The sequence below is a fragment of the Paracoccus laeviglucosivorans genome, from assembly GCF_900182695.1.
GTDB lineage: Bacteria > Pseudomonadota > Alphaproteobacteria > Rhodobacterales > Rhodobacteraceae > Paracoccus > Paracoccus laeviglucosivorans.
Map to the genome: position 1 here is coordinate 1 of NZ_FXTK01000033.1, position 23201 is coordinate 23201.

The window sequence follows — 23201 nt, forward strand, 5'->3', positions numbered from 1 at the left end:
ATCCCCGAGCGCCAGCACCCGATCATGGTCAACCGTATCGTCTATTACGAGGATCCGTATTTCCGGGGGCTGATGGCGGCGCAGAAAGGCCCCCTGCCCTATCCCTCGCGCGCGGCCGAGGATCTGCGCAATCTGCGCGACAAGGTCGCGGCACTGGCAGCGCAGACGCAAAAGCTGCTGGCTTATCCCGAGGCGAAGGGCCAGCGGAACGCGTCGGATACGGCATCCGTGCTCGCGGACGAGGTCATGACTGAGGTCGTCGCCGAGGAAACCGGTCTGACAGAGGAAGAACTGGAAGAAGCCCTGCGTCCCGCAGAACAGGACGCGCTGCAGACCATGCAAAGCATTGAGGTCAAATTGCGCAGGAAGCTCGGTGGATGAGTAATTCAGATGGTGGCCGCATCTTGTCACTTGGCATATCAATGCTACCAGGTCATACTGGCATTGGAAGGAACCTACGATGACCATTAAATCCTCTATCTCGCTGCGCGACGAACAGCATGCCTTCGCCAAGGAGTTGATAGCCGCTGGGCAGTATGCGTCGCTCAGCGCGGTAATTCAGCAGGGTCTGGACCTGTTGCGTCAGCGCGACATGGATGCCCGTGCGGACCGGTTGGCATTGAAGACCTTGCTGGAGGAGCGGATGGCCGGCAAGTTTGTCAGCGGCAGCGATCTGCGTGCACAGCTTGCGACACGACGCAGCACTCATCGCAGCTGATGCAGGACTGGACTGTCGAGTTCGCGGCGTCCGCCGTCGAAGATCTGACCCTGATCGAAGCCTACCTGAAAGACGCCTATATCACGTTTGGCGATCGCCCGGTTGAGGCCGCGCGGCGCGCTCAAGCCCGAGTCGACTCCATCATCGCCGAAGCGGAGCGCCTGACAAAGGCGCCGTTTCGTGGCGCCCCCCATGACGACCTAATCCCCGGCCTGCGGCATCTGGAACTGGACCGGGCGATCTACTGGTATCTACCGGATCCCGCGCTATGCCGCCTCCAAATTCTGGCGATCTTCTTTGGCGGTCAGGACCATCAAAGGCATATGCTGGTCAGATTGCTGCGCGATAGCACCCATCTGGCAACCTGACGGGTTCGCAATGGTGATGATGCACGATTTCCAGTCTGTTCGGTCAGGTGGCAGTCCCCAGACCACAGCCTGGTTACTTAAGCGCGCTTACTTTAGAGCCGCCGTTATTAAACCGAATGCGCCATTGCTTAAATTGGATAGCATCCACCAAACAGGCGACGTTGCCTATGCATCCGCGCCGCGGCCCTTTCCTGGCCTTTGCCTTCGGTTGTCATGAATAAAGCATACCGAAGATCGCAACTTGTCAGTCCCAATCGGGCGTAAGCTTATTCTGATCCATTTTTTCAGGCCCTGCTGTCACCAACTCTGCCACAGATTCCGGGAGGGCACAGTGCTTGACAGAATCCAAGCGCTCCTGCGGCATCTAATAGTATCGATATAAATCAACAGGATAGAACCGTTCATTATTTCGCCGTCGATTTCGATGAGGCACTCACCCTGTCAGAGGGAATTGATCTGTGACCAGCACACCGGTCGACAGGATTCTGGCCGGCCGGACCATAGCTGACTGCCGGTCCCCGCAGATGCTACGCTGCCGCAGTCCTCGAGCTAGCCATTCGACACGTCGCGCAGCATTTCGCCGAGCAGTACCGCGATGTGTCCGCAGGCACGGGATTGAAATCGAGTTGTCTATTTGTTACATGTAACGAAAAGGAGGTTGCTTATGCCTAGGCCTGTTTCGGAACGTGTCCAGAAGCGCCGGGAGGCCCTGCGCGCTGCAGGCCTGCGTCCTGTGCAAATTTGGGTGCCAGATACTCGCCGCCCTGGCTTTGCTGCGGAGTGCCGGCGGCAGGCCGCGCTGATCGCCGCCTCGGATCGGGGCGACACAGATCTGTCGGAGTTCATAGATGCTGCCTTGAATGATCTGGATGATTGGCAGTGAGGCGTGGCGACCTCGTGACGATCGCCCTTCAGGGGGATTATGGCAAGCCGCGTCCGGCGCTGATCATCCAAGCGGATCAATTCGATAATCTCGGATCGGTGGTGATCCTGCCGCTTACCTCAACTCTGATCGACGCGCCGCTTCTGCGCCCGACGATCGAGCCGTCGCCGGACAACAGGCTTCGTGCGCCCTCCCAGATCATGCTGGACAAGCCCATGACCGTGAAGACTGAGAAAATTGGACCCTCCTTTGGCCATCTCGATGATCTGGCCATGATCGGCGTCAGCCGCTCGCTGGCGCTGTTTCTCGGATTGGCAGGGTGAAGCAATAGCGGACTGTGCGGCCGGCCCAAGACTGCCGTTCGACGGGTCGGCCCTGCAGCATTGCGGCTTCCCCGAGGCGGACATTCTTTGGCCGGGTGTAAGAAGCGTGTTCGACGCCTGACGCCGGAAAGTGGCCGCCGATCGCTTCAGGTTGGACATTCGGCCACGTGTGGCATCTGGGCCGCCGCCGGCAAGCCGGCGAGTCGATGGACTTTTGAGCCAAGACTTGGTTTGTGTTTCCGAATGGCTGTCTTCTCGGATCGGCCAAAAGGGAGCGGTAATCAGGATGACGAAATTGGACACGGCACTTGGCTTCCTGCAAGTAGAAACCAGTCAGGTCGGCGCCACGATTGCCCGCCGTGAATGGTCGCAAACCACGCTTGGCCCGATCGAGGCGTGGCCGATCTCGCTCAAAACCACACTCGCGACTATGCTTGCTTGCCCCACACCGATGTTCCTCGCCTGGGGCCCCGATCTCCTAACGTTCTTCAATGATGCCTACCGCCCTATCTTCGGCGAACGGGCAGATCGTGCGCTCGGCGCACCGTTTGCCAAAGTATGGGGCAATATCTGGGACGATATCCGGCCTCTCGTCGACGCAACGCTGGCCGGACAAAGCCAGAAGCAGACCGACATGCGTCTTGATCTAGGGCGCGGCGGTGTTCCGGAGGAAAGCTATTGGAGCTTCACCTACTCACCGGTGTTTGACGATGCGGGTCAAATCTCGGGTTTGCTCAATGTGACACAGGAAACCACGGCGCAGGTGGTGGCCGAAAGGGAACGTCGTGCATCCGACGAACGGCTCGAGCTAGCTCTTTCGGCGGGAAACAGCATCGGGGCATGGGATTGGGATCTGGTGCATGACCGGGTGATCGCAGATGCGCGCTTTGCGATCCTTTACGGCGTCGATCCGGTGAAAGCTGCTCGCGGAGCTCCGATTGGCGAGTTCTTTGCAGGAATACATCCGGACGATCTGGCACGTGCCCGAACGGGGATCGAAAACGCCATACGGACGAAAGAACCCTTTTTCGAGGAATATAGACTTACGCGCCCGGACGGAGCAACTCGATGGGTGTCGGCGCAAGGCCAGTGCATCGTCGGGGCAGATGGCACCCCGCTCCGTTTTCCGGGGATCAGCTATGACATCACCGATCGCAAAGAAGCCGAGCTGGAACTGCTTGCTGCAAAGGACGAACGAGAGTTCGTCATCGAACTCGCAGCGCGTCAACGTCGGCTTGCAGATCCCGAGGCGATCCTTCGAATATCGTCCGAGGCGATCGGGCGGCGCCTGAGTGTCAATCGCGTCGGATTTTACCGCGTGGTGGGCAACGACCGTCTACGCCACAGCGCTGCCTGGACAGATGGCAGCCTGCTGCCTTTGATCGGCCTCCAACCTACGGATACCTTCGGCAGCTTTGCGGAAGCTGAACGCAGGGCCGGAAGAATGGTCATCTTTGCGGATGCCAGAACCGATGCCGAGGGCCAGCTCGATGCCTATTCGGCAGACGGTGTCCTTGCCGGATTGTGCGTGCCGCTGATGGATGAAGGCGAGTGGGCGGCGGGTATCTACCTGCACCAGGGCGAGGTGCGCCACTGGTCGGATGGCGAGATTTCACTGGCACAGGAACTGACCCTCCAGACATGGCTGGCCATGGAGCGTGCGGAAGCGCTTCTGAGGCTTGGTCAGCGTGTCGACAGACAGGGCGCGGCACTCAGCAAGACCGCCAAGGAGCTTCGCGAAGAAGCGTCGATGCGGGAGGCAGCGCAGGGACACGTGCGACAGCTTCAGAAAATGGAGGCGGTCGGGCAATTGACCGGCGGAATCGCGCACGACTTCAACAACATGCTTGGGATCGTCATCAGCGGCCTCAGTCTGACCCAACGCAAACTCGCGCGAGGCGACACCGATGTAGGTGAGTTCATCACCGGCGCAATGGAAGGTGCGCAGCGCGCAGCCTCGTTGACGCAGCGGCTTCTGGCTTTCTCAAGGCAACAACCATTGTCGCCCGAGTCCGTTGACGCCAACCGTCTCGTCTCCGGATTGACCGAGCTACTGTCCCGGACCCTGGGCGAAACCGTCCAAGTGGAAACTGTTTTGAACGCTGGTCTCTGGCTGGCGAAGGTCGATCCCAACCAGTTGGAAAACGCGGTGATAAACCTCGCGGTCAACGCGAGGGATGCAATTCCCGGCACGGGGAAGGTCACCATCGAGACTGCGAATATTCATGTGGACGATGATTATGCCCGCGAGGCCGAGATCGAAATTGGCCAGTATGTCATGATTAGCGTTACCGATACGGGCACCGGCATGCCACCAGAGGTCATCACGAAAGCCTTCGATCCTTTCTTCACCACCAAGGCCGTTGGCAAGGGCACCGGCCTCGGGCTCAGCCAAGTCTACGGGTTCATCCGCCAATCCGGCGGGCATGTGAAAATCTATTCGGAGATGGGACACGGCACCGCGATCAAGCTCTATCTGCCACGCGCATGGGGTGATCAGGCTCCGGCGCTGCCGCGGCAAGCTGTTCTTGCCGGCAAGGCACGCCCCGGTGAGGTGATTCTCGTAGTCGAGGATGAGAAACGCGTCCGCAACTTCACCGTCGAAGCGCTGCGCGAGCTTGGCTACACGGTCCTGCAAGCAGGCGGGGGACGTGAAGCCTTGAACATCCTCGAGTTGGGAGAGCCGGTGTCGCTGCTGTTCACCGATGTCGTCATGCCCGAGATGACCGGCCGACAATTGGCCGACCATGCGCTAGTTCTGCGGCCGGATCTGAAGGTTCTCTATACGACCGGCTATACCCGAAACGCGGTAGTACATAACGGCGTCCTCGACCCCGGGACTCATTTTCTGGCCAAGCCTTTTAGCCTTGATCAACTTGCCAGTAAGGTAAGAGAAGCTCTGGAAATTCCGGACCGCTAAAGAGCAGGAGAGCGACAATAATTCGGATTTGGACCACCGCATGAATACAACGGACTGCGAATGGGATGACTGCCTCTCGCGTCTGCGGAGCGATGCTGCATGACGTGAGCATGCCCTCCGGCGCGCCTTGCGGAAGGACTTCTCTATTAGACGCAAATCGTAGAAAGCTTGACGTCCGTTTCAAGACGGATTGCGCTCCGCCAGAGCGGGGTTTTGAAGACATGGCAGACCCGGCCGCCGAGAGGGCCTTCAAGTATCTCGCTGATCAGCCCCGCCCCTTGGTCCGCACCAAATAGGGCAGCGCGGCCCGGATGCAGAAAAACGTGCCATCGACCAAGGTGGCCATGATACGGCGATAATCGCTGGTTTTGATCTCCGTCAAGTCGCCCTGCACGACCGTGCCCGCGTTGTTCACCAGCACGTCGATGCGGTCGTAGCGGTCCAGCGTCGTGGCGATCATCGTCTCGACCGCGTCTTCATCTCCAACATCCGCAGGGTGGACCAGACAGTGTGGACCGCAGTCATGCGCCACCTTCTCAAGATCGGCGCGAGTGCGGTCGACTTCCGGGGCGAGCGGCGTTCGAACGCGACGCATGTCTCGACCACCGACCCTGACGCGCGGCTTTACAAGAAGTCACCGGGCACCGGGGCCATGCTCTGCTTCATCGGCCATGCGCTCATGGAAAACCGGAATGGCCTGATCGTTCAGGCCGACCTCACGGGTGCCAGTGGCCGGGCGGAACGGCGGGCCGCGCTCGACATGATCCACCGTCACGACCCCGGTTCGACCCGGCGACTGACGCTGGGAGCCGACAAGGGATATGACGCGGCAGAGCTGATCGCCGATCTGCGGCAGGCCTGCGTCACCCCGCATGTCGCCCAGCGAACCCGCCACTCCGCGATCGACGGGCGCACCACCCGGCACAAGGGCTATGCTCTGTCGCTCAGGCACCGCAAGCGGATCGAAGAGGCCTTTGGCTGGGCCAAGACCATCGGCGGGACCGCGCAGACCGTCTACCGGGGCATAGAGCGCGTGCGGTCGCGCTTCATCCTGACGCTGGCGGCCGGAAACCTTGCGAGGTTGCCCAAGCTGCTTGGCGCCTGACAGGAAAATGCCGGGCCAAACCGCTCGTAACGGCGAAGCGACCCGGCAAATCAGGGGACGAATGCCTCACATGTGAGAAAGCCGTTCCCGAAGCGGGACTAAATCAGCGGCCGGCTAGACGCAGGACCGCCCGTCTATAGTGGGCGTAAAGCCCCTATGACTGATACTATTAGACCTTCTGTGGCCGGCGGGAACAACTGTGCGCGGCGATGGTTTGACAGATACGGCCTCCGAAGCTCGTGCCGATCATCACCAAATGGGAGAATGACGATGAGTTACGAAACCGAAACCGCCAGTGGCGGCAGCAGAACATTGTCTGCATTTTTTGACGACAGGAACGATGCGGCGCGGGCCGTGGACCGGCTACGCGAGGCGGGCATCGCTGGTCAAAATGTGCATATGCTTGAGGGTACCGATCCAAGCGGCGAAGACAACACGGACGAACGCCACAAAGGGTTCTGGGAAAGCTTGGGGGATTTCTTTTTTCCCGAGGAAGACCGCTACAGCTACGCAGAAGGCTTATCTCGTGGCGGCTATCTTGTCACCGCTGGCGGACTGAGCGGTGCACAATACGACATGGCGTTGGACATCCTGGATGATGACGGTACGGTCGATATGGACGAGCGCGAGTCCAATTGGCGCGCTGAAGGCTGGTCTGGTTATGAGCCCAGCTCTTATGCGGGGCGCGCGGCAGATGCGGGCACCAGCGCGGCAATCACCGGGGTGGCGACGGGACCCCGCGTCGACGACGATGCCGAGCGCTTGGTGGACGATATACCTCAGTACGATGCCCCTGTAAGCGTCCGAGACATCAACCAGGACCGGCCGCGCGTTCGCAGCTATTCGGTTCGCGATTTTGCAGACGACGAAGACGGCACGTCGAAACGCAACACGCCGGAAATCAAATGATCCGTGTTTTGCTGTGGTTATGAGAGGCGGAGAGAAAAAACCCGCGGTCACGTCTGTCGCTCTCGTGTGCTTGGGATCCCGCGTCGATTTTGTGACAAAATTGCCGCAACAGGGGGTTCGGTATCTGAGCCGCTGAATTAGCAGCAACCGCAGGTTCCGGCGCACGTTTCCTGACACGGATATTCTTTATTGGAGATCGGACTTATGAATTCCATCATTTATCTGGTTGGACTGGTCGTCGTCGTCCTGTTCATCCTCTCGATGCTGGGGCTGCGCTAATGGCCGCGCCGGATATCAACGGCAACACTGATCGCTCGTATGTCGATTGGGCAGCGGTGTTTGCGGGTGCCGTCGTGGCGACTGGCGTGGCCGTCGTCTTTACGACGTTCCTGGCCGCTCTCGGACTGGGATCAATTTCCTTTGGCGAATATGGCGGGATCAGCATGGGGTGGCTGATACTGACCGCATTTGCGGTTGTCGTTGCGATGGTCGCCGCGAATGCGCTTGGGGGCTATGTGGCAGGCCGGATGCGCAGACCGACTGGCACGGGCATGCGTGACGAGATCACGGTACGCGACGGGATGAACGGATTGATTGTCTGGGGTCTTGGCATGATCGTCACGGCAATTCTGGCAACAAGCGTCATCTCGGGCGGCCTGCGCGTCGCAGGCAGCGCGGCACAGACCGCCGTCGAGGCGACCGGAAGCGCCGTGGGCGGTGTGGCACAGGGCGCCGGGCAACTCGCTGGCGGACTTGTGTCGGGCGCGGGTCAGGCGGTCGGCGGATTGGCGCAGGGCGCCGGTCAGGCTGGCGCACCGGTCTTGGAGGATGCGTTGCCGCAAGGGCTGCAATCCAATCCTTTAGACTATATCACCGACACGCTGCTGCGCGCTGATGGCCAAAGCCCTGGCCAGACCCTGCAACAGGATATCGAAGCAGGTGCCACCGATACCCAACGTCAGATCGTTGGCATCTTTGCCAATGTCATTCGCACCGGCGATATATCGGATGCAGACCGCGCCTATCTTAGCGGTCAGGTGGCGGCGCGGACCGGCCTGTCGCAGCAGGAGGTCGAAAGCCGGGTCAATGAAGCGGTGACCCGCGCGCAGGACATCCGCAATCAGGCACAACAGCGCATTGACGAACTGAAGACGCAGGCCGATCAGCTTCGCGCCGAGGCAGAGCAGCGCCTGCAAGAGGCCAAGCGCGAAGCCGCAGAAGCCGCAGAACAGACCCGCATTGCCGGCATCCTGAGCGCCTTTCTGCTGGCCGCGTCGGCCCTGATCGCTGCCACTGCGTCATATATCGGCGCGGTACATGGCGGGCGCGATCGTGACAGCGGCCGTGTCTGGTCAGGACTTTCCTATCGCAGATAGCTTCCGATATGGCACGATCTGTCATCAAGACAAACTGCGGCCCCGAAATTTTCGGGGCCGTGTCGATACTCGGATGCTGCCGTAATAGTCGGTATGGGTCAGCCCCGCCAGCGGTTGGACCGGTTCAGGGCGTGGGATAGCCGGGCACGGGTTTATTGCGTCCGGTGCCCTCGGGCTCCTTACGTTCTTGCGCCGTGCCCGAGGGGTAGGACTCCTCCTCTGACGGTGGCTTGTGGTCCGGCATCTTTTCGATCCGGTGATCTTGATCTCTGTTTTCCTGGTCTTTTGTCATAGCGATGCCTCCATCCTTCTAAACCGCACATCGCCATGCTTATTCCACCGCCCTGCTGTGTAACTTTTGTTTGTGGAACAGGGTCATGACGGCCTCGTTTGTTCCACAGCCTTCCGCAAGCTGCGGAGTGGACAGGGGGACGCGATGCACGCACAAAGGATCGCCGTGGCGCTTCCGATCAAGGACGAACAGGACCGAATCCAAACGGCACTGGCTGCACTAGATCTGGCAGCGCGGCGCATCGGCAACCCCGTCCTAGTGGTGGCGCTGGTCAACAACTCTTCCGACCGAAGCTGCGCCCGCATCTTGGAAATCGCGCCGCGTCTTGGCATCACTTTGCATCTGCATCAGATTACCCTGCCTTTGCCGCTTGCCAATGCAGGCAATGCGCGGCGGCTGGCAATGGAAATCGCCGCAGGTCTTGTCCCAGACGGCGTGCTGATGACCACCGATGCTGATGCCGTGGTGTCGCCGGACTGGCTCCGCGCCGGTTTGATGTCGCTTGCCGGGGCAGATGTGGTCTGCGGCGCGATCCGGCCAGACGGGGCAACGGCGATAAGCGCCGCCTCGCGTCGGGTCGAGCGCATCGAGGCAAAATATGCTGCCGCGCTGCACGAGGTCCGCTTTGCTGTCGATCAGCTGTGCGGCCGTCAGCGCTGCCGGCCGCATTACATGGAATCCGGTGCCTCGCTGGCGCTGCATGTCCGGGCCTATGACGCGATCGGCGGCCTGCCTGCCGTCGCTTGCAGTGAGGATCGGGCCTTGGTCCACAGTGCCGAAAGTCATGGCCTGCGATTGCGCTATTGCAATCGCATGAGCGCCACTGTGTCGACTCGGTTGCTTGGCAGGGCGCAAGGTGGCATGGCGGAATGTCTTCGCGCGCGCCGCCATGCTGCAGACCCGCTGGCCGATCAGGCGATGCTGCCGCCCGACCACATCGTTGCGCTTTGGGAGCGCGCGCAATCCGGCCAGAACGTGCTTTGGCCGGACCGCTCGGCGGCGACGGGTCGTCGTCTTCGCATCAGCGAACTGGAGGCGGCCTTGCCCGAGCTACGGTATTTCGTGGCACGGACCGTGCGCGGGGATGTGCTACCTGGAGCAAATGATGCGCGATAGTATTGCCGATACCCTCGCCCTGCTGCGTGACGCGCCGGAAGACGGGCCGGACGGTCCGACCGGCCAGACGCTGGTGGCAGCCCTGCGCGAAGGCGGTCTGCTGGCGGCTTGCGGCGAACTTGCGCATCAGCCTGCCGATGCATTGGACCTGATGGCGGCGCTTGTAGCCATTGGCAGTGCCAGCCTGTCGGCCGGGCGCTTGTTCGAAGGACATGTGAACGCGGTCAAGTTGGTGAAGCTTTACGCAGGTCGTGCCGCGCCGTGCCTGATGAAGAATGTCGCGTCGGGCGCGCTGTTCGGCATCTGGGGCGCGGACGGTGCCGTGCCGGCCCGGCTGGAGGCTGGCGTCCTGCGCGGCGAGAAGCTGTTCGCCAGCGGCGCCGACGTCGTCGACCGTGCGGTGATCTCGGTCCAGGTGGAGGACGCACCGCAACTGCTGCTATTCACCCGTGACCAATTGGCGGGGCGGCTGCACCCCGAGGAATGGGCCGTATCGGGCATGTCGGCCACCGCCTCCGGTCGCTGTGTGCTGGAAGGGTTGAAGGCGGGCGATGCAGTGCCGCTGGGCCAGCCAGGCGACTACCTGGCCGAGCCTCATTTTCAAGGGGGCGTCTGGCGCTATGCGGCGGTGCAGCTGGGGGCGATGGAAAGCCTGACGCGCATTGCCGCGCACCAGTTGCAATCGCGGGATCAGGCCGCCGCGCCGCTGCAATCGCTACGACTGCGGCGCATGCTAACGGCCTGCGAGACCGCACGCCTGTGGCTGGTACAAGCGGCCAGCGCCGTCGAACGGCTCGATGCCCCCGCTGCCGCTGCCGACCGCGCCATCCTTGCTCGCTTGGTCGTCGCGGATGAGGCGAAGGCGTTGCTCGCTGCGATGGATGACGCGCTGGGTGCGGCCTCGTTCCAGCGGGCGCACCCGGCCGAACGGATCCGCCGCGACTTGTCCCTCTATCTGCGGCAAGCCAATCCGGACCGATTGTCTGCCGAGGTAACGGCGCGCGTCCTCGCCAGCGGAGACTGGTCATGAGCCTGCAGTCCTACGACCATTTTACGCCCGTGACCGCGACCCGGCTGCTTGCCGGGCGCACCACCCTCGTGGTGCTGGCGCCGCATCCCGATGACGAGGTGCTCGGCTGTGGTGCGCTGCTGGCGCAGGCTGCGGCGCAGGGGGTCTACTGCCGAGTGATCTGCGTGACAGACGGCCGCCTATCGCATCCCGCATCCCGGCTTTATCCAGCCCCGCGCCTGATCTCGCTGCGTCAGGCCGAACTGCGGGCAGCGCTGGACTGTCTGGGTTCAATTTGGCTTGAGATGCTGGGCTATCCCGATTGCCAAGCCCCTTCGTACGGGCCTGCCGTGGCGCGGATCGCGGCATTGGTGCCAAATGGGGCGCTGCTGCTGGCGACTTGGGCTGGCGATCCGCACGTTGATCACCAGTCCTGTGCAGCCTTGGCTGGCGCGGTCGCGGCGCGCCGGCCCGATCTAATGCAGCTGGCCTATCCGATCTGGGGTCGGGTCAAGCCTGCGCTACCTTTTCCCACAACCGGCTGGCGTTTGCGCGACGGCCACCCGGCAAAGCCCGCCGCGCTCGCCTGTCACGCCAGCCAGATGACAGGCTTGATCCCCGACGATCCCGATGGCTTCGTCATGGCGGCTGAATTGCAGCAGATGTTTCTGACCCAGCCGGAGATCTTCCTTGCCGCATGAACGGACCCTGCGTCATCTGAACCAGCTATATGCCGCCTCATCCGACCCATGGCGACATCGCACCAGCCTCTATGAGCGGGCGAAATATGCAGCGACCCTGGAGGCCATCGGCCCAGGTCCCTTTCAGCACGCATTGGAGATCGGCTGCGGCAATGGCACGTTGCTGGCATTACTTGCCCCGCGTTGCCGGGCGCTGACGGGACTGGACTGCACGCGCAAGGCCGTGACGCTGGCGAGGGCCGCGGTAGCGCATATGCCACATGTAACGGTCTGCTGTGCAGCGGCTCCCGATGATCTGCCCGCAATCCGCCCCGACCTGGTGGTGCTGTCCGAGGTCCTGTATTTCCTTACCCCGCCCGAGATCGTTCGCCTTGCCGATTGGCTGAACCCGCTACGGGCCCGCATCGTCTGCGTCAACTGGCTTGGCCCGACCGAGGAGGCACTGGACGGCTGCGGCGCCTTACGCCTTTTCGCCGCTGCGCTTGGGCGACGGCTGCAAGCCGCGCCAGCCGACTACTACCGTCTCGACGTCTTCGACGGCGTCGAGGCCTAGCGGTCCGGTGTTCATGTCACACCGGGCGCACGGCGCGGATCCCTATTCCAGTTGTCCGCGAAACTTTCGCCGTGGGTGGTCTCGATCGGATAACAGAGCTTAACTGACGACCCACCTATTTTCCGGTATTACGCCCTTGCTGAATGCAGAAAATGCATTGGTGAGGAAGATCAGTATTCACCGATATGGCGGGCAAGAACGAAATGCTCTGGCGGATGTGCGTGTACATCGCAAAATGGGCCAGATGCGCCCCGATCTGCGGCAGGATGACAGCATGCTTCGTATCGTTTCGGAAACCCGAACCCCGACCAACATCGTTGTAGACGAGGTTTCGGAGCTACGGCACCAAAGTCGTTCTTGGATGAAGCGGACATAGATTGGGCTTCGAAAACGCTGCGTAGCAATCTGTCGGAACTGGTTCGAAGGCGAGCATGATTCATATGAGCATTCTGAGGCCCGAACCTCGGTCATCCCCATGTGAGCGACTGTTGCGGCTTCGTCTGCTGATCGATTGTGATCAGCAGCCAGCGACCTTCGTAAGACGCGGCCTGACACTCCTGATAAATACTCCTTAGACATCGGGCCCCTGAACCCTTATTTTAGCGCAAGGTAATACCTTTAGCTCTGGTGACGGTATGGCTTCGGCGACATCTATCAAGCGTGACAACGAGATGAAGGCTCGTGTGCAGCATCTCGCCCATGCGCGGCAGCGTACATCGCACTGGATTATGCGCGAGGCTATCGCTCAGTATGTCAAGCGAGAAGAGCGGCGTGAGGCATTGCGCAAGGACACCCTTGCCGCATGGGACGAATTTCAAGCCACCGGTCGGCATACGACGGCCGAAGAGGTCGATCAGTGGCTGGCAGGCTGGGGCACCGATGACGAGCGACCTGCCCCTGAATGCCGCGAGTAACCAATGCCCCGGCTGAGATCCGGGATTTGCAGCGTCTGCGGAACTTTCTGCGCATCGAGAACCCTGACGCGGCCCGGGGGGCGGGTGACGCAATCCGACAGGGGGTTGAGATCCTCGGAACACATCCGCGGCTCGGGCGGATGTTTGACGACATGCCCGAACAGTTTCGGGAATGGCTAATCGACTTTGGTCACAGCGGCTATGTTGTGCGCTATAGGGTCGACGCCGAAACTGTAACGATCCTTGCAATCAGACATCGGAAAGAGGCAGGTATCGTCCAGTCCGCTGAGCTACTTCCCAACAAAACGGACAGTGACGGAAGTTACAATCTGACGTTTGCTGGTCTTCGAGGACGAGGAGATCAGAACATGAGGAACGCATAAACGATGACACGGGCTTCAAGGCGGCGCGTAGCGCTGGAGGCTTTGAAGGGCAAGCGCACGGTGTTTAGCTCGCGGCCGAATACGGCGTGCACCCGGCAATGATCCACTAATGGAGAAAATCGCTGCTGGACGTGCAGCGGATATCTTCAGACCACCATGGGCGTCTCCAAAAGAGTAAGAACACGGGAGCGGTTCATGCCAACTCGATCCAAAATTCAAGCCTCTCTTGCACGTAGCCCGAGGGGATGCCGCCAGCCCATCGGGCCGAGATCAGCTTGGGCGTCATCGCCAAGGCAACCTCTGCAACATGTATTTTTGGCGGCTGCGGCGACGGCAGGCCAGCCGAGGCCAGCAGCCGAGCGTCGTTCTGCCTGCACGTCTGGGCGATTAGCTTGGCGGACGCGAAAAGCGCTTATTGCATGCGCGCCCACGCCGGCACGGCGATGGCGCATTTCAACCTAACCACGCGCCGCATCAGAACGGGGTTGCACGAGCCAGATCGCCGATATCCCGGGTCGATTGGTGTGGCACCTCTGTATGCCGAAACTTGCAAATGTTTCATAAGGAATGGGTCGGGCGGCGTCGGGCCTGAACAAATATCAACCGGAACCTGCTCCTGCCGGGACCTGTTCTCCTGCTACCCAGTCACGCGGTCACAGGAGATGTCATGTTCCGAGCCCCGCCAGCCAGGTTCGTCGTTAACGGTGCCGAGTTTGACTATGCCGGCGATCCCCGTCGTACGCTTCTGGATTTCCTTCGCTACGATCTAGCGCTTTGTGGTACCAAGAAAGGCTGCGATCACGGCCAATGCGGCGCCTGCACAGTGATCGTCGATGGCAAGCGCGTCAACTCATGCTTAACGCTGGCGGTGATGCAGGACGGGTGCGAGATCACGACGATTGAGGGCATCGGCACGCCCCACCACCTGTCCGCTCTTCAACGGGCATTCATCAAACACGACGGCTTTCAATGCGGCTACTGCACGCCGGGCCAGATCTGTTCGGCGACCGCCTTGCTGCAAGAACTACGCAATGGTTGGCCCAGCATCGGCGAACCGGATGACGACCTGCGCGAACGTATGAGCGGCAATCTGTGTCGCTGCGGCGCCTATTCCAACATCATCATGGCCATCCGCGAAGTGATCGAGGAGCCGGCCGCATGAAAGGTTTCGACTATGCCCGCGCCTCGGACCTGAGCGATGCCATTGGGAGCACCGCCCGCCTGATCGCAGGCGGCACCAACCTTTTGGACCTGATGAAGCTGGAGGTCGAGACGCCCGAGGTATTGCTAGATATCAACCGCATCGGGCTTGACCAGATCGCGACCCATGGCGAAGGCCTGCGGATCGGAGCACTGGTCACGAATGCCGATTGCGCCGCAGATTTGCGGATCAGACAGGGCTATCCGCTGCTGTCGCGGGCCATCCTCGCCGGTGCCAGTCCGCAATTGCGAAACCGCGCCACGACCGGTGGCAATCTGTGCCAGCGCACGCGTTGCGGATATTTCACCGATCTTGCCAGCCGCTGCAACAAACGTCAGCCCGGCAGCGGATGCGACGCCATCGGCGGCGTGACCCGCAACCACGCGATCCTTGGTGCTTCCGTTAATTGCATCGCGACCTATCCCGGCGACATGGCGGTGGCGCTAGCGGCACTAGACGGCGTCGTTCAGATCGCGGGCCCGGATGGCATGCGTAATGTGCCGGTGCGGCAATTCCACAGGCTGCCAGAAGATGATCCTTCGCGCGACAACGTGCTGGCGGCGGGCGAGGTCATCACCTCGGTCACCTTACCCGCGCCGGGCCGGGGGCGGCAAATCTATCGCAAGGTCCGGGACCGCGCCTCCTATGCCTTTGCGCTGGTCTCGGTCGCGGCGATAATCGACATGGTGGACGGGCGTATCGCGCGCGCCGACCTGGCCTTTGGCGGGGTGGCGCACAAGCCTTGGCACGATCCCCTTGTGGGACAGGTACTGCTGGGAGAACGCCCCTCGCCGGCACTGTTCCGCCACGCTGCCGAGCTGCTGCTGGAAGGCGCGCAGGGCCATGGCGGCAATGATTTCAAGATCCCCCTGCTGCACCGCACCCTCGGGGCGGTCTTGACCGAGGCGACCGGAGGCTCAGATGTTTTTCAGCTATGACACCCCCGATCACCGCAACCTCCTGGACCAGACCCGGCAGGGCGTCATCGGCAGGCCGCTGGACCGGCCGGATGGGCCGCTGAAGGTTGCGGGTGTCGCGACCTATTCCGCCGAATACCAGCGCCCCGAATGCGCCGAAGGTGTGCTGGTATGCGCAACGATCGCTCAGGGTCGTGTGACCTGTATTGATACGGACGCGGCTTTGGCCATGCCCGGTGTGCTCGGCGTGTTTTCGGACAAGGCCATGCTACGCCGTCCTGCGCAGGGCGGGGCCGACAAGGCGCCGGTCCAAGACGTCGCCTGCGTCGAGTATTTCGGCCAGCCGGTGGCGCTGGTGGTGGCCACGACCTTCGAGCAGGCGACCCATGCCGCCAAGGTGTTGCGGGTGGAATACGAGCCGGGGGGGGAGGTGCCGCACGACCCCGAAGCCGCGACGTCCGAGCCCGCGCAGGATCCCGAGGTGCTGGGCGACCTGGATGCCGCCATGGCGAGCGCCGCGCACAGCGTCGATTTGGCCATCACCACCGAAGGCCATGCCAGCGCGGCATTGGAGCCGCATGTCTCGATCGCGGAATGGCGCGACGATGCGTTAACGATCTGGGGCAGCTACCAGATGGTCGGTCACAATGTGAAGGAATTGGCGGACGCGCTGCGGATCGCGCCCGACCGGGTGCGTATCCGGTCGGCCTACGTGGGTGGCGGTTTCGGATCGAAGCTGGGCATATCGCATGACGCGCTGGCCGCGGCGATTGCAGCGCGCGCGCTGGGTCGTCCGGTCCGCGTGGTGCTGACCCGCCAGCAGGTTTTCGACACCATCATGCGTCGCTCGGAAACGCGGCAGCGCCTGCGTCTCGCCGCCGATACCGGCGGGCGGCTGATCGGACTGGGACACGAGGCTTGGGTCTCGAACCTGCCTGATGAGAACTTTGCCGAGCCTGTGACGCAGGCCACCGCCTTCCTTTACGGCGGCGACAACCGGCATCTGGCGGTGAATGTCGCCCGTATCAGTCGCCTCACGGCGGGCTCGGTCCGCGCTCCGGGCGAGGCTGTGGGGATGCAGGTGCTGGAGGCGGGCATGGACGAATTGGCTGAGAAGATCGGCCTGGACCCCATCGTCCTGCGCAAGCGCAACCTGCCGGCGACACTGCCCGGCAAAGGCATCCCCTATTCCTCGCGCATGTTGAGCGAGGCCCTGGATACCGGGGCGCGGCGCTTTGGCTGGGACAAGCGCAAGCCGCGCCCGCGAATGCAGCGGGACGGCGAATGGTGGATCGGCATGGGCGTTGCCTCAGCGGCGCGGGTGAACATGATGCAGCCAGCCGCTGCTTTGGTGCGGCTTGAAGCGGACGGGATGGTCCGCGTGGAAACCGACCAGACCGACATCGGCACCGGCAGCTATGCCATTCTGGGCCAGATCGCCGGGGAAATGCTGGGCACACCCATTGAGCGGATTGACGTGGCCCTTGGCGACAGCGCCCTGCCAATGGGTGCGGGCTCGGGCGGGAGTTTCGGCGCGACGTCGACCGGCTCGGCAGTGTTTCGCGCCTGTGAGGCGATCCGTGACGAGCTGGCCCATCGCCTTGGCGTCCCCACCGACGCCCTTGAACTGAAGGATGGCATCGCTAGCGGAGGGGGCAAATCCGCGCCGATCACGCAGTTGCTGAAGGGTGAAACCCTTGAACGCACGGGCCGCATCAAGCCGGGCAAGACCGAACAGGACTATTCGCAAGCCAGCTATGGCGCGTTTTTCTGTGAGGTTGCGGTGAACGCCTTTACCGGGGAAACGCGTATCCGGCGGATGCTGGGCGTGTTCGGCTTTGGTCGGGTGCTGAACGAAAAGACCGCCCGCTCGCAATGTTTGGGCGGCATGGTCTGGGGCATCGGCGCGGCCCTGACCGAGGAATTGGCCTTCGACCTGCGCGATGGCCGCTTGGTCAATCACGATCTGGCCGAATATCACGTGCCGGTCCATGCAGATATTCCCGATCTGGACGTGGTGTTGCTGGACGAACGTGACGCACCGGCCAGCCCGTTGCAGGCCAAGGGCGTGGGCGAATTGGGCATCTGCGGCGCGGCGGGCGCGGTGGCGAATGCGATTTACAACGCCTGTGGCGTACGGCCGCGCAGCTTCCCGATTACGCTGGACAAGCTGCTGGCCGAACTGCCCGATCCGCTGGAGGGCGAGACATGACCACAGCAGTCCGCTATAGCGACGCGCTGGAGACCGTGGCACCCGCGGAGGCCGAGACTGTCCGCGAATTACTGGACGCCTTCGACCACATCCTGCGGACGACGGCGCGGGATTACGGTCACGCCGTTCGCTCGGTCCATGCCAAGGCGCATGCCGTTCTGCGGGGGAGCTTCGTCATCGACGGCCACCTGCCGCAAGAGCTGGCTCAGGGCCTGTTCGCGAAAGGCGGAGCGCATGATGCATGGCTGCGGATCTCGACCAATCCGGGCGACCTGCTGAGCGACAAGATATCGCTTCCGCGGGGCATCGCACTGAAGGTCGAAGACGTGCAAGGCCCCCGGCTTGCCGGGGCCGTTGGCCATTCGCAGGACTTCCTGATGATCAACGGGTCCGTTTTCGCCTCGCCCACCGCCAGGGAATTCGCCCGCCAGCTGAAGCTGCTGGCCGCCACCACCGACCGTGCCGAGGGCGGCAAGATCATGCTTTCCAAGGCTTTGCAGGTCGTGAACAAGGCGCTGGGTCTAGCGGGCCTTGAAAGCATCGCTTTGGCGGGGCTGGGCGGCGCATCGCAGGTCGATCCGCTGGGCGAGACCTATTTCAGCGCTACACCTTTTCGCTATGGCGACCATGTCGCCAAGTTCCGGTTGCGCCCGCTTTCCCCAGCATTGACGGCGCTGACCGGTACGCAGGTGGACACCGGAACGGGCGAAAATCCGATTCGCACCACAATCCGCGCCGAGATTGCGGGGTTTGATGCCGAATGGGCGTTCGAGGTCCAATTGGCGCGCGATCTGGAAAAGCAGCCCATCGAAGATGCCAGCGTCGAATGGGCCGAGACCGACGCCCCCTTCGTTCAGGTCGCGACACTGCGCGTTCCGCGCCAAGACAGCTGGGCGCGCGATCAGGTGGCGCGGGTGGACGAACATATGCGCTTCAGCCCATGGAATGGGCTTGCGGCGCATCGCCCGCTGGGCGGTGTCAACCGCGCCCGAAGGCTGCCTTATGAACAATCGGCACAGTTTCGCGCCCACTTCAACCGCTGCCCGATGCAAGATCTGGACATCCCGGAATGACGGATCACCCCGAACGGGAACAGGATCCGGCGACGACCTATTACCGCCACCCGACGGGTGGCTGGGGTTCATTGAAAAGCGTGTTTCGCCATCTCCTGCGCGATGGCCCGTCCTTGGGCGCGCTTTCGACGCTGCGGCGGCAGAACAAACCCGGCGGCCATATGTGCACCTCGTGTGCTTGGGCAAAGCCCCCCAATCCGCATCTGGCCGAGTTCTGCGAGAATGGCGCCAAAGCCACGATGTGGGACCTGACACCAAAGCGCTGCGGCCCGGATTTCTTCGCCGCCCACAGCGTGACCCGCTTGCGAGACTGGTCCGATCACGACCTGGAGGCACAGGGCCGCCTGACGCATCCGATGCGCTATGACGTCGAAACCGATCGATATGTCGAGACCACTTGGCCCGAGGCCTTCGCGAGGATCGGCGCGCGGCTGCGCGATCTTGATGCCAAAGCCGTCGCCTTCTACGCCTCAGGTCGCGCCAGCTTGGAGACCTCGTTCCTTTACGGCCTTTTCGCGCGGCTTTACGGGCATAACAACCTGCCCGACAGTTCCAACATGTGCCACGAAACGACCAGCGTGGCGCTGAAGAAAGCGATCGTTTCGCCCGTTGGGACCTGCGTGCTTGAGGATTTCGGAAGCTGCGACCTTATGCTGTTCTTCGGCCAGAACACCGGATCGAACAGCCCGCGCTTCCTGCATCCGATCCAGGCCGCAGTAAAGCGCGGCTGTCGCATCGTGACTTTCAATCCGGTGCGAGAACGCGGTCTGATCGAGTTCGCTAATCCGCAAAGCCCGGTCCAGATGCTGGTGGGGCAGGCAACCGAAATCTCGCACCCCTACCTTCAATTGAGGCCGGGTGGCGACATCGCAGCCATTGCGGGCATATGCAAGCATCTGTTCCAGATGGATGGCACGACGCCCGTCATCGACCGCGAATTCATCGCGAAGCACGGGCATGGCTTCGACGCCTTCGAGCAGTATATCCACGCCCTGACATGGCCCGAGATCGAAGCCGCGTGCGGCCTGTCACCCGAAGAACTGCGTCATATCGCTCGGATCTATGCCCGATCCAAACGCTGTATAGCAGTCTATGGCATGGGCCTGACCCAGCATGTCCATGGCAGTGACAGCATCGGAATGCTGGTAAACCTCCTGTTGATGCGCGGCAATCTTGGTCGTCTAGGTGCCGGCATCTGTCCGGTGCGCGGCCACTCCAACGTCCAGGGCCAGCGCACCGTCGGTATATCGGAAAAGCCTGAGCTGGTGCCGCTGGATCGTCTGGCGCAGCTGTTCGATTTCGAACCGCCCCGCGACAAGGGTATGAACACTATCGAGGTGATCGAGGCATTGCTGAACCACCGTTTGCAAGGCTTCGTTAGCTTGGGTGGAAATTTCGCGCGCGCCATACCGGACCAGACCAGGACCGACCCCCTATGGAAGCGACTGCGGCTGAATGTTCAGATCGCCACGCGGCTGAACCACTCTCACCTGCTTGTTGGCGATGGAGCCTGGTTGCTACCGTGCCTGGTCCGAGCCGAGCGCGATATTCAGGAGGGTGGCGCGCAGTCGGTCAGCGTCGGGGACAGCCTAAGCCATATCCACGGTTCACGCGGGCGTCGTCCTCCGGCCAGCCAGTCGCTTCTGTCGGAACCCGCGATCGTCGCACGTATTGCGCAGGCAACCTTGCCTGAGAACCCTGCGGTAGATTGGTCGGGCTGGGTTGCGGATTACAGCCGTATTCGTGGTTTGATCGAAGCGGTATATCCCGACCAATTTGCAGATTTCAACAAGCGCCTTTTCAACGCCGGTGGGTTTTATCGCGGCAATCCTGTGCGCGACCGCCTTTGGTTGACGGAAAGTGGCAAGGCCGAATTCACCGCACCAAAAGGGATCAGCTCGCTCGGCGGACAGCATGACCTGACGCTGATCACGCTCCGCTCGAACGACCAGTTCAATACTACTATTTACGGCAACCGAGACCGACTGCGCGGTTTGGAGGGGAACCGCAATATCGTGCTAATCTCGCCGGCGGATATCGCGCGGTTGAAGCTCGCCGAGGGTCGGGAAGTCGGACTGGAATCCTTGTATCAGGATGGATTTGCGCGACAGTTGAATGGACTGACGGTCGTGCCCTATGATCTGCCCTCGGGTTGCATTGCCGCCTACTACCCCGAGGCCAACGCCCTGATCTCAGCGTGCAGTCACGACTTGGATTCGGGTACGCCCGCCTACAAAGGGGTTCCGGTCCGGATCATCGCCCAGTCTTTATAATTCCTGCTGCTAATCCTTCGATAGCCGGCTTACCGTAAGCATCCATGCGCGGCGCTGGTTCGATAATCATGGCCGCCGAAGCTCGTGCCGAACATCACCAAACGGGAGGATGACGAAGGATTGCAAAACCAAAACCGCGAAGCGCCCGTAAAGGTTTCCATCATCATATAGGTCTCGCGTAGAGGGTCATCTACTCGCATAGAGGGCCATCTAATGGGTCTAGATCGTCACCTCGCGATAGGCAGAACCTGTAGCTTACGTCATGGTGACGGCCGCACAAGCGGTCGCAATTGCAGATTGCTGCATCTGCCGTGCCGCGCTGCCATCAGTCCGTTTTCACCCATCTCGTCACCGGCTCACGTTCGCTGTCGGCTATGTCAAGAGCGAGACGAGCCCGTACCGGGGATTTAGTCTTTGGTTCACGATCTGTCCGAACGGATCGCGGTTCGCATCGAATGCGCGGGGAAAGCGCGTTGGGGTTGATAGTCATTCTTCCAAGCCAGTTGCTTGCGTAGTAACACGCCCGGTTCTGACCGGAGCTAGCGCGAGAATGCAGGAAAGGATGCACACAGCAGTGAGTTCAAGGCACACGCCAACTCGCGCCGAGGATGCATTATCCCGGCGGAGAGATAGGCATCGCAGCCGGGACGGATCAACCGGTCAGCTGGAATAGGACTGTGAGTTTGAGCATGCAGCGTCGCTGCCTCACGGCGCGCTGCACTTTGGCACAGCCAGCTGAAGTCTAACGCAAAGCTGTGAATTGGTAAGGATTAGCCTCTCGCCTCCTACAATTTAAATTAACGCGTCACGGGAAATAGGAACCTCTGCCGCCACACCTGCCTTTAAGATTCGACCGCAATAGGTCCTCAAACAGGAGCTGAAGATGAGCACGAACTCGACCGCAGCACAGTCTGGCGAGGCGAAAAAGTCGGCGACGACTACCCGCAAGAAAGCCCGGGAAGAGGGCAAGTCCACGACCAAAGCCACCGGGGCGACCAGGACCAAACGCTCGCAAGCGGTGGCCAAGCGCACCGCTGCACGGCGCAGCCAAAAAGAGCAGAAATCGCTTTCCGATCTGTTGGAACATGCGCTCAAAGATATCTATTACGCTGAAAAAAAGATCTATCGCGCGCTTCCCAAGATGATCAAAAAGGCCGATCATCCTGACCTCAAGGAAGCGTTGCAGCATCATCGCGAAGAAACTGCCGGCCAGATTGAAACCCTCGAAACCGTGTTTGAGGTGATGGGGAAGCGCGCGCGGGGGGAAAAATGCGAAGCGATTGATGGGATCCTTGAAGAGGGTGAAAGCTTGTTGGAGGATTTCGGTGACTCAGTCGCCGCCGACGCTGCCATTATCTTCAGTTGTCAGGCAGTCGAGCATTATGAAATCACGCGCTATGGTTCGATCCGCGCTTTCGCGGATGCCTTGGGCCTTGATGAAGTGCTTGATCACATCGACTCCATCCTTGAGCAGGAAAAGGCCGCCGACCAGAAGCTGAACGATCTTGCTGAGAGTTCGGTCAACGACGCCGCTGCTGAGTATGACGACGATGATGAGGGCGCGGCCGCATAACTGGGTAACCTCGTTGACCCCTGTCCATTGGCCAGGGGTTATTACCCGGTCACGTGCCGCAAATTGAGACGCATGCGCGAGCCAGTTGGCACAGCATATGTTGGACAGAGCGCGGTATCTGGTCGAACTAAACCCGCTAGAAGTGCACGCCGACTAGTTGCCGATCGAGGACGTGCAAGTTTCGATAGGGAATGTAGGGGCGTCACCAGTTTCCTATGATGGCACTGCCACCTGCCTGATCAGGAGGCTCAGACCGCGCGGCAACCCCCGATCCAGACATAGTGAACAGAGGTGGTCCGGGAATTTGGACCGGTTTGCCGCTCAGCTAAGCTTCAGCATGGGTTTCATGTCAGGCGGCGGCTTTCAGGTACTGGTCGGAGGT

20 protein-coding genes and 2 pseudogenes are annotated in these 23201 nt (G+C 61.4%); 21 read left to right on the plus strand and 1 reads right to left on the minus strand.

What is annotated here, in order from left to right:
- From FN835_RS21350 to FN835_RS19530, 6 genes and pseudogenes are all read left to right on the plus strand, one after another.
- Window positions 1-381: pseudogene (locus FN835_RS21350) on the plus strand (hypothetical protein); the annotation flags it as partial.
- Window positions 382-460: 79 nt separating this feature from the next.
- Window positions 461-718, plus strand: coding sequence for a ribbon-helix-helix domain-containing protein (locus FN835_RS19510; protein WP_142664914.1), 258 nt, complete (start codon window positions 461-463; stop codon window positions 716-718).
- The gene (locus FN835_RS19515) at window positions 718-1086 is read left to right on the plus strand and encodes a type II toxin-antitoxin system RelE/ParE family toxin (RefSeq protein ID WP_142664915.1); all 369 of its coding nucleotides are present in this window, start codon (window positions 718-720) and stop codon (window positions 1084-1086) included. Before FN835_RS19510 ends, FN835_RS19515 begins: the two co-directional genes overlap by 1 nt.
- A 664-nt stretch (window positions 1087-1750) precedes the next feature.
- On the plus strand, window positions 1751-1969 hold the full coding sequence (locus FN835_RS19520; protein ID WP_142664916.1) for an antitoxin MazE family protein: 219 nt from the start codon (window positions 1751-1753) through the stop codon (window positions 1967-1969).
- Window positions 1966-2292 (plus strand): type II toxin-antitoxin system PemK/MazF family toxin, encoded by a 327-nt coding sequence (locus FN835_RS19525; RefSeq protein WP_185958761.1) that lies wholly within the window; start codon window positions 1966-1968, stop codon window positions 2290-2292. The genes FN835_RS19520 and FN835_RS19525 overlap by 4 nt, the downstream gene beginning before the upstream one ends.
- Before the next feature lie 286 nt (window positions 2293-2578).
- Complete coding sequence (locus FN835_RS19530) at window positions 2579-5212, plus strand: ATP-binding protein (RefSeq protein ID WP_142664918.1); 2634 nt, start codon at window positions 2579-2581, stop codon at window positions 5210-5212.
- Window positions 5213-5477: 265 nt separating this feature from the next.
- On the opposite strand, the gene FN835_RS19535 is transcribed toward FN835_RS19530, so the two are convergent.
- Window positions 5478-5807: an SDR family oxidoreductase gene (locus FN835_RS19535; RefSeq protein WP_142664919.1), complete on the minus strand. Its 330-nt coding sequence runs from the start codon at window positions 5805-5807 to the stop codon at window positions 5478-5480.
- Here FN835_RS19535 and FN835_RS19540 point away from each other — a divergent pair.
- The 15 genes and pseudogenes from FN835_RS19540 to FN835_RS19610 form a co-directional block, all read left to right on the plus strand.
- Window positions 5769-6317 (plus strand): annotated as a pseudogene (locus tag FN835_RS19540) (transposase); the annotation flags it as partial. The gene FN835_RS19535 and the pseudogene FN835_RS19540 sit on opposite strands and share 39 nt — an antisense overlap.
- A gap of 270 nt (window positions 6318-6587) precedes the next feature.
- Window positions 6588-7226 carry a hypothetical protein gene (locus FN835_RS19545; RefSeq protein ID WP_142664920.1) on the plus strand — a complete coding sequence of 213 codons (639 nt, stop codon included), beginning with the start codon at window positions 6588-6590 and terminating at the stop codon, window positions 7224-7226.
- A 278-nt stretch (window positions 7227-7504) separates the two neighbouring features.
- The gene (locus tag FN835_RS19550) at window positions 7505-8602 is read left to right on the plus strand and encodes a hypothetical protein (RefSeq protein ID WP_142664921.1); all 1098 of its coding nucleotides are present in this window, start codon (window positions 7505-7507) and stop codon (window positions 8600-8602) included.
- A gap of 436 nt (window positions 8603-9038) precedes the next feature.
- On the plus strand, window positions 9039-10010 hold the full coding sequence (locus FN835_RS19555; RefSeq protein WP_142664922.1) for a glycosyltransferase family 2 protein: 972 nt from the start codon (window positions 9039-9041) through the stop codon (window positions 10008-10010).
- A complete protein-coding gene (locus FN835_RS19560; RefSeq protein ID WP_185958760.1) occupies window positions 10000-11040 on the plus strand; it encodes an acyl-CoA dehydrogenase family protein in 1041 nt (346 codons plus the stop codon). Before FN835_RS19555 ends, FN835_RS19560 begins: the two co-directional genes overlap by 11 nt.
- Window positions 11037-11720: a PIG-L deacetylase family protein gene (locus FN835_RS19565; RefSeq protein WP_142664924.1), complete on the plus strand. Its 684-nt coding sequence runs from the start codon at window positions 11037-11039 to the stop codon at window positions 11718-11720. The genes FN835_RS19560 and FN835_RS19565 overlap by 4 nt, the downstream gene beginning before the upstream one ends.
- Complete coding sequence (locus tag FN835_RS19570; protein WP_142664925.1) at window positions 11710-12273, plus strand: SAM-dependent methyltransferase; 564 nt, start codon at window positions 11710-11712, stop codon at window positions 12271-12273. Before FN835_RS19565 ends, FN835_RS19570 begins: the two co-directional genes overlap by 11 nt.
- A gap of 635 nt (window positions 12274-12908) precedes the next feature.
- The gene (locus tag FN835_RS19575) at window positions 12909-13187 is read left to right on the plus strand and encodes a CopG family ribbon-helix-helix protein (RefSeq protein WP_142664926.1); all 279 of its coding nucleotides are present in this window, start codon (window positions 12909-12911) and stop codon (window positions 13185-13187) included.
- Window positions 13175-13570: a type II toxin-antitoxin system RelE/ParE family toxin gene (locus tag FN835_RS21915; RefSeq protein ID WP_142664927.1), complete on the plus strand. Its 396-nt coding sequence runs from the start codon at window positions 13175-13177 to the stop codon at window positions 13568-13570. Before FN835_RS19575 ends, FN835_RS21915 begins: the two co-directional genes overlap by 13 nt.
- Window positions 13571-14237: 667 nt before the next feature.
- Window positions 14238-14732: a 2Fe-2S iron-sulfur cluster-binding protein gene (locus FN835_RS19585; protein ID WP_142664928.1), complete on the plus strand. Its 495-nt coding sequence runs from the start codon at window positions 14238-14240 to the stop codon at window positions 14730-14732.
- Entirely contained in the window at window positions 14729-15709 is a 981-nt protein-coding gene (locus tag FN835_RS19590) for an FAD binding domain-containing protein (RefSeq protein WP_142664929.1), read from the plus strand. The genes FN835_RS19585 and FN835_RS19590 overlap by 4 nt, the downstream gene beginning before the upstream one ends.
- The gene (locus FN835_RS19595; RefSeq protein WP_142664930.1) at window positions 15693-17900 is read left to right on the plus strand and encodes a xanthine dehydrogenase family protein molybdopterin-binding subunit; all 2208 of its coding nucleotides are present in this window, start codon (window positions 15693-15695) and stop codon (window positions 17898-17900) included. Before FN835_RS19590 ends, FN835_RS19595 begins: the two co-directional genes overlap by 17 nt.
- The gene (locus FN835_RS19600; RefSeq protein ID WP_142664931.1) at window positions 17897-18973 is read left to right on the plus strand and encodes a catalase family protein; all 1077 of its coding nucleotides are present in this window, start codon (window positions 17897-17899) and stop codon (window positions 18971-18973) included. The genes FN835_RS19595 and FN835_RS19600 overlap by 4 nt, the downstream gene beginning before the upstream one ends.
- Window positions 18970-21246: an FdhF/YdeP family oxidoreductase gene (locus tag FN835_RS19605; RefSeq protein WP_142664932.1), complete on the plus strand. Its 2277-nt coding sequence runs from the start codon at window positions 18970-18972 to the stop codon at window positions 21244-21246. The genes FN835_RS19600 and FN835_RS19605 overlap by 4 nt, the downstream gene beginning before the upstream one ends.
- A gap of 883 nt (window positions 21247-22129) precedes the next feature.
- Window positions 22130-22819: a YciE/YciF ferroxidase family protein gene (locus FN835_RS19610; protein ID WP_142664933.1), complete on the plus strand. Its 690-nt coding sequence runs from the start codon at window positions 22130-22132 to the stop codon at window positions 22817-22819.
- Window positions 22820-23201: the final 382 nt, after the last annotated feature.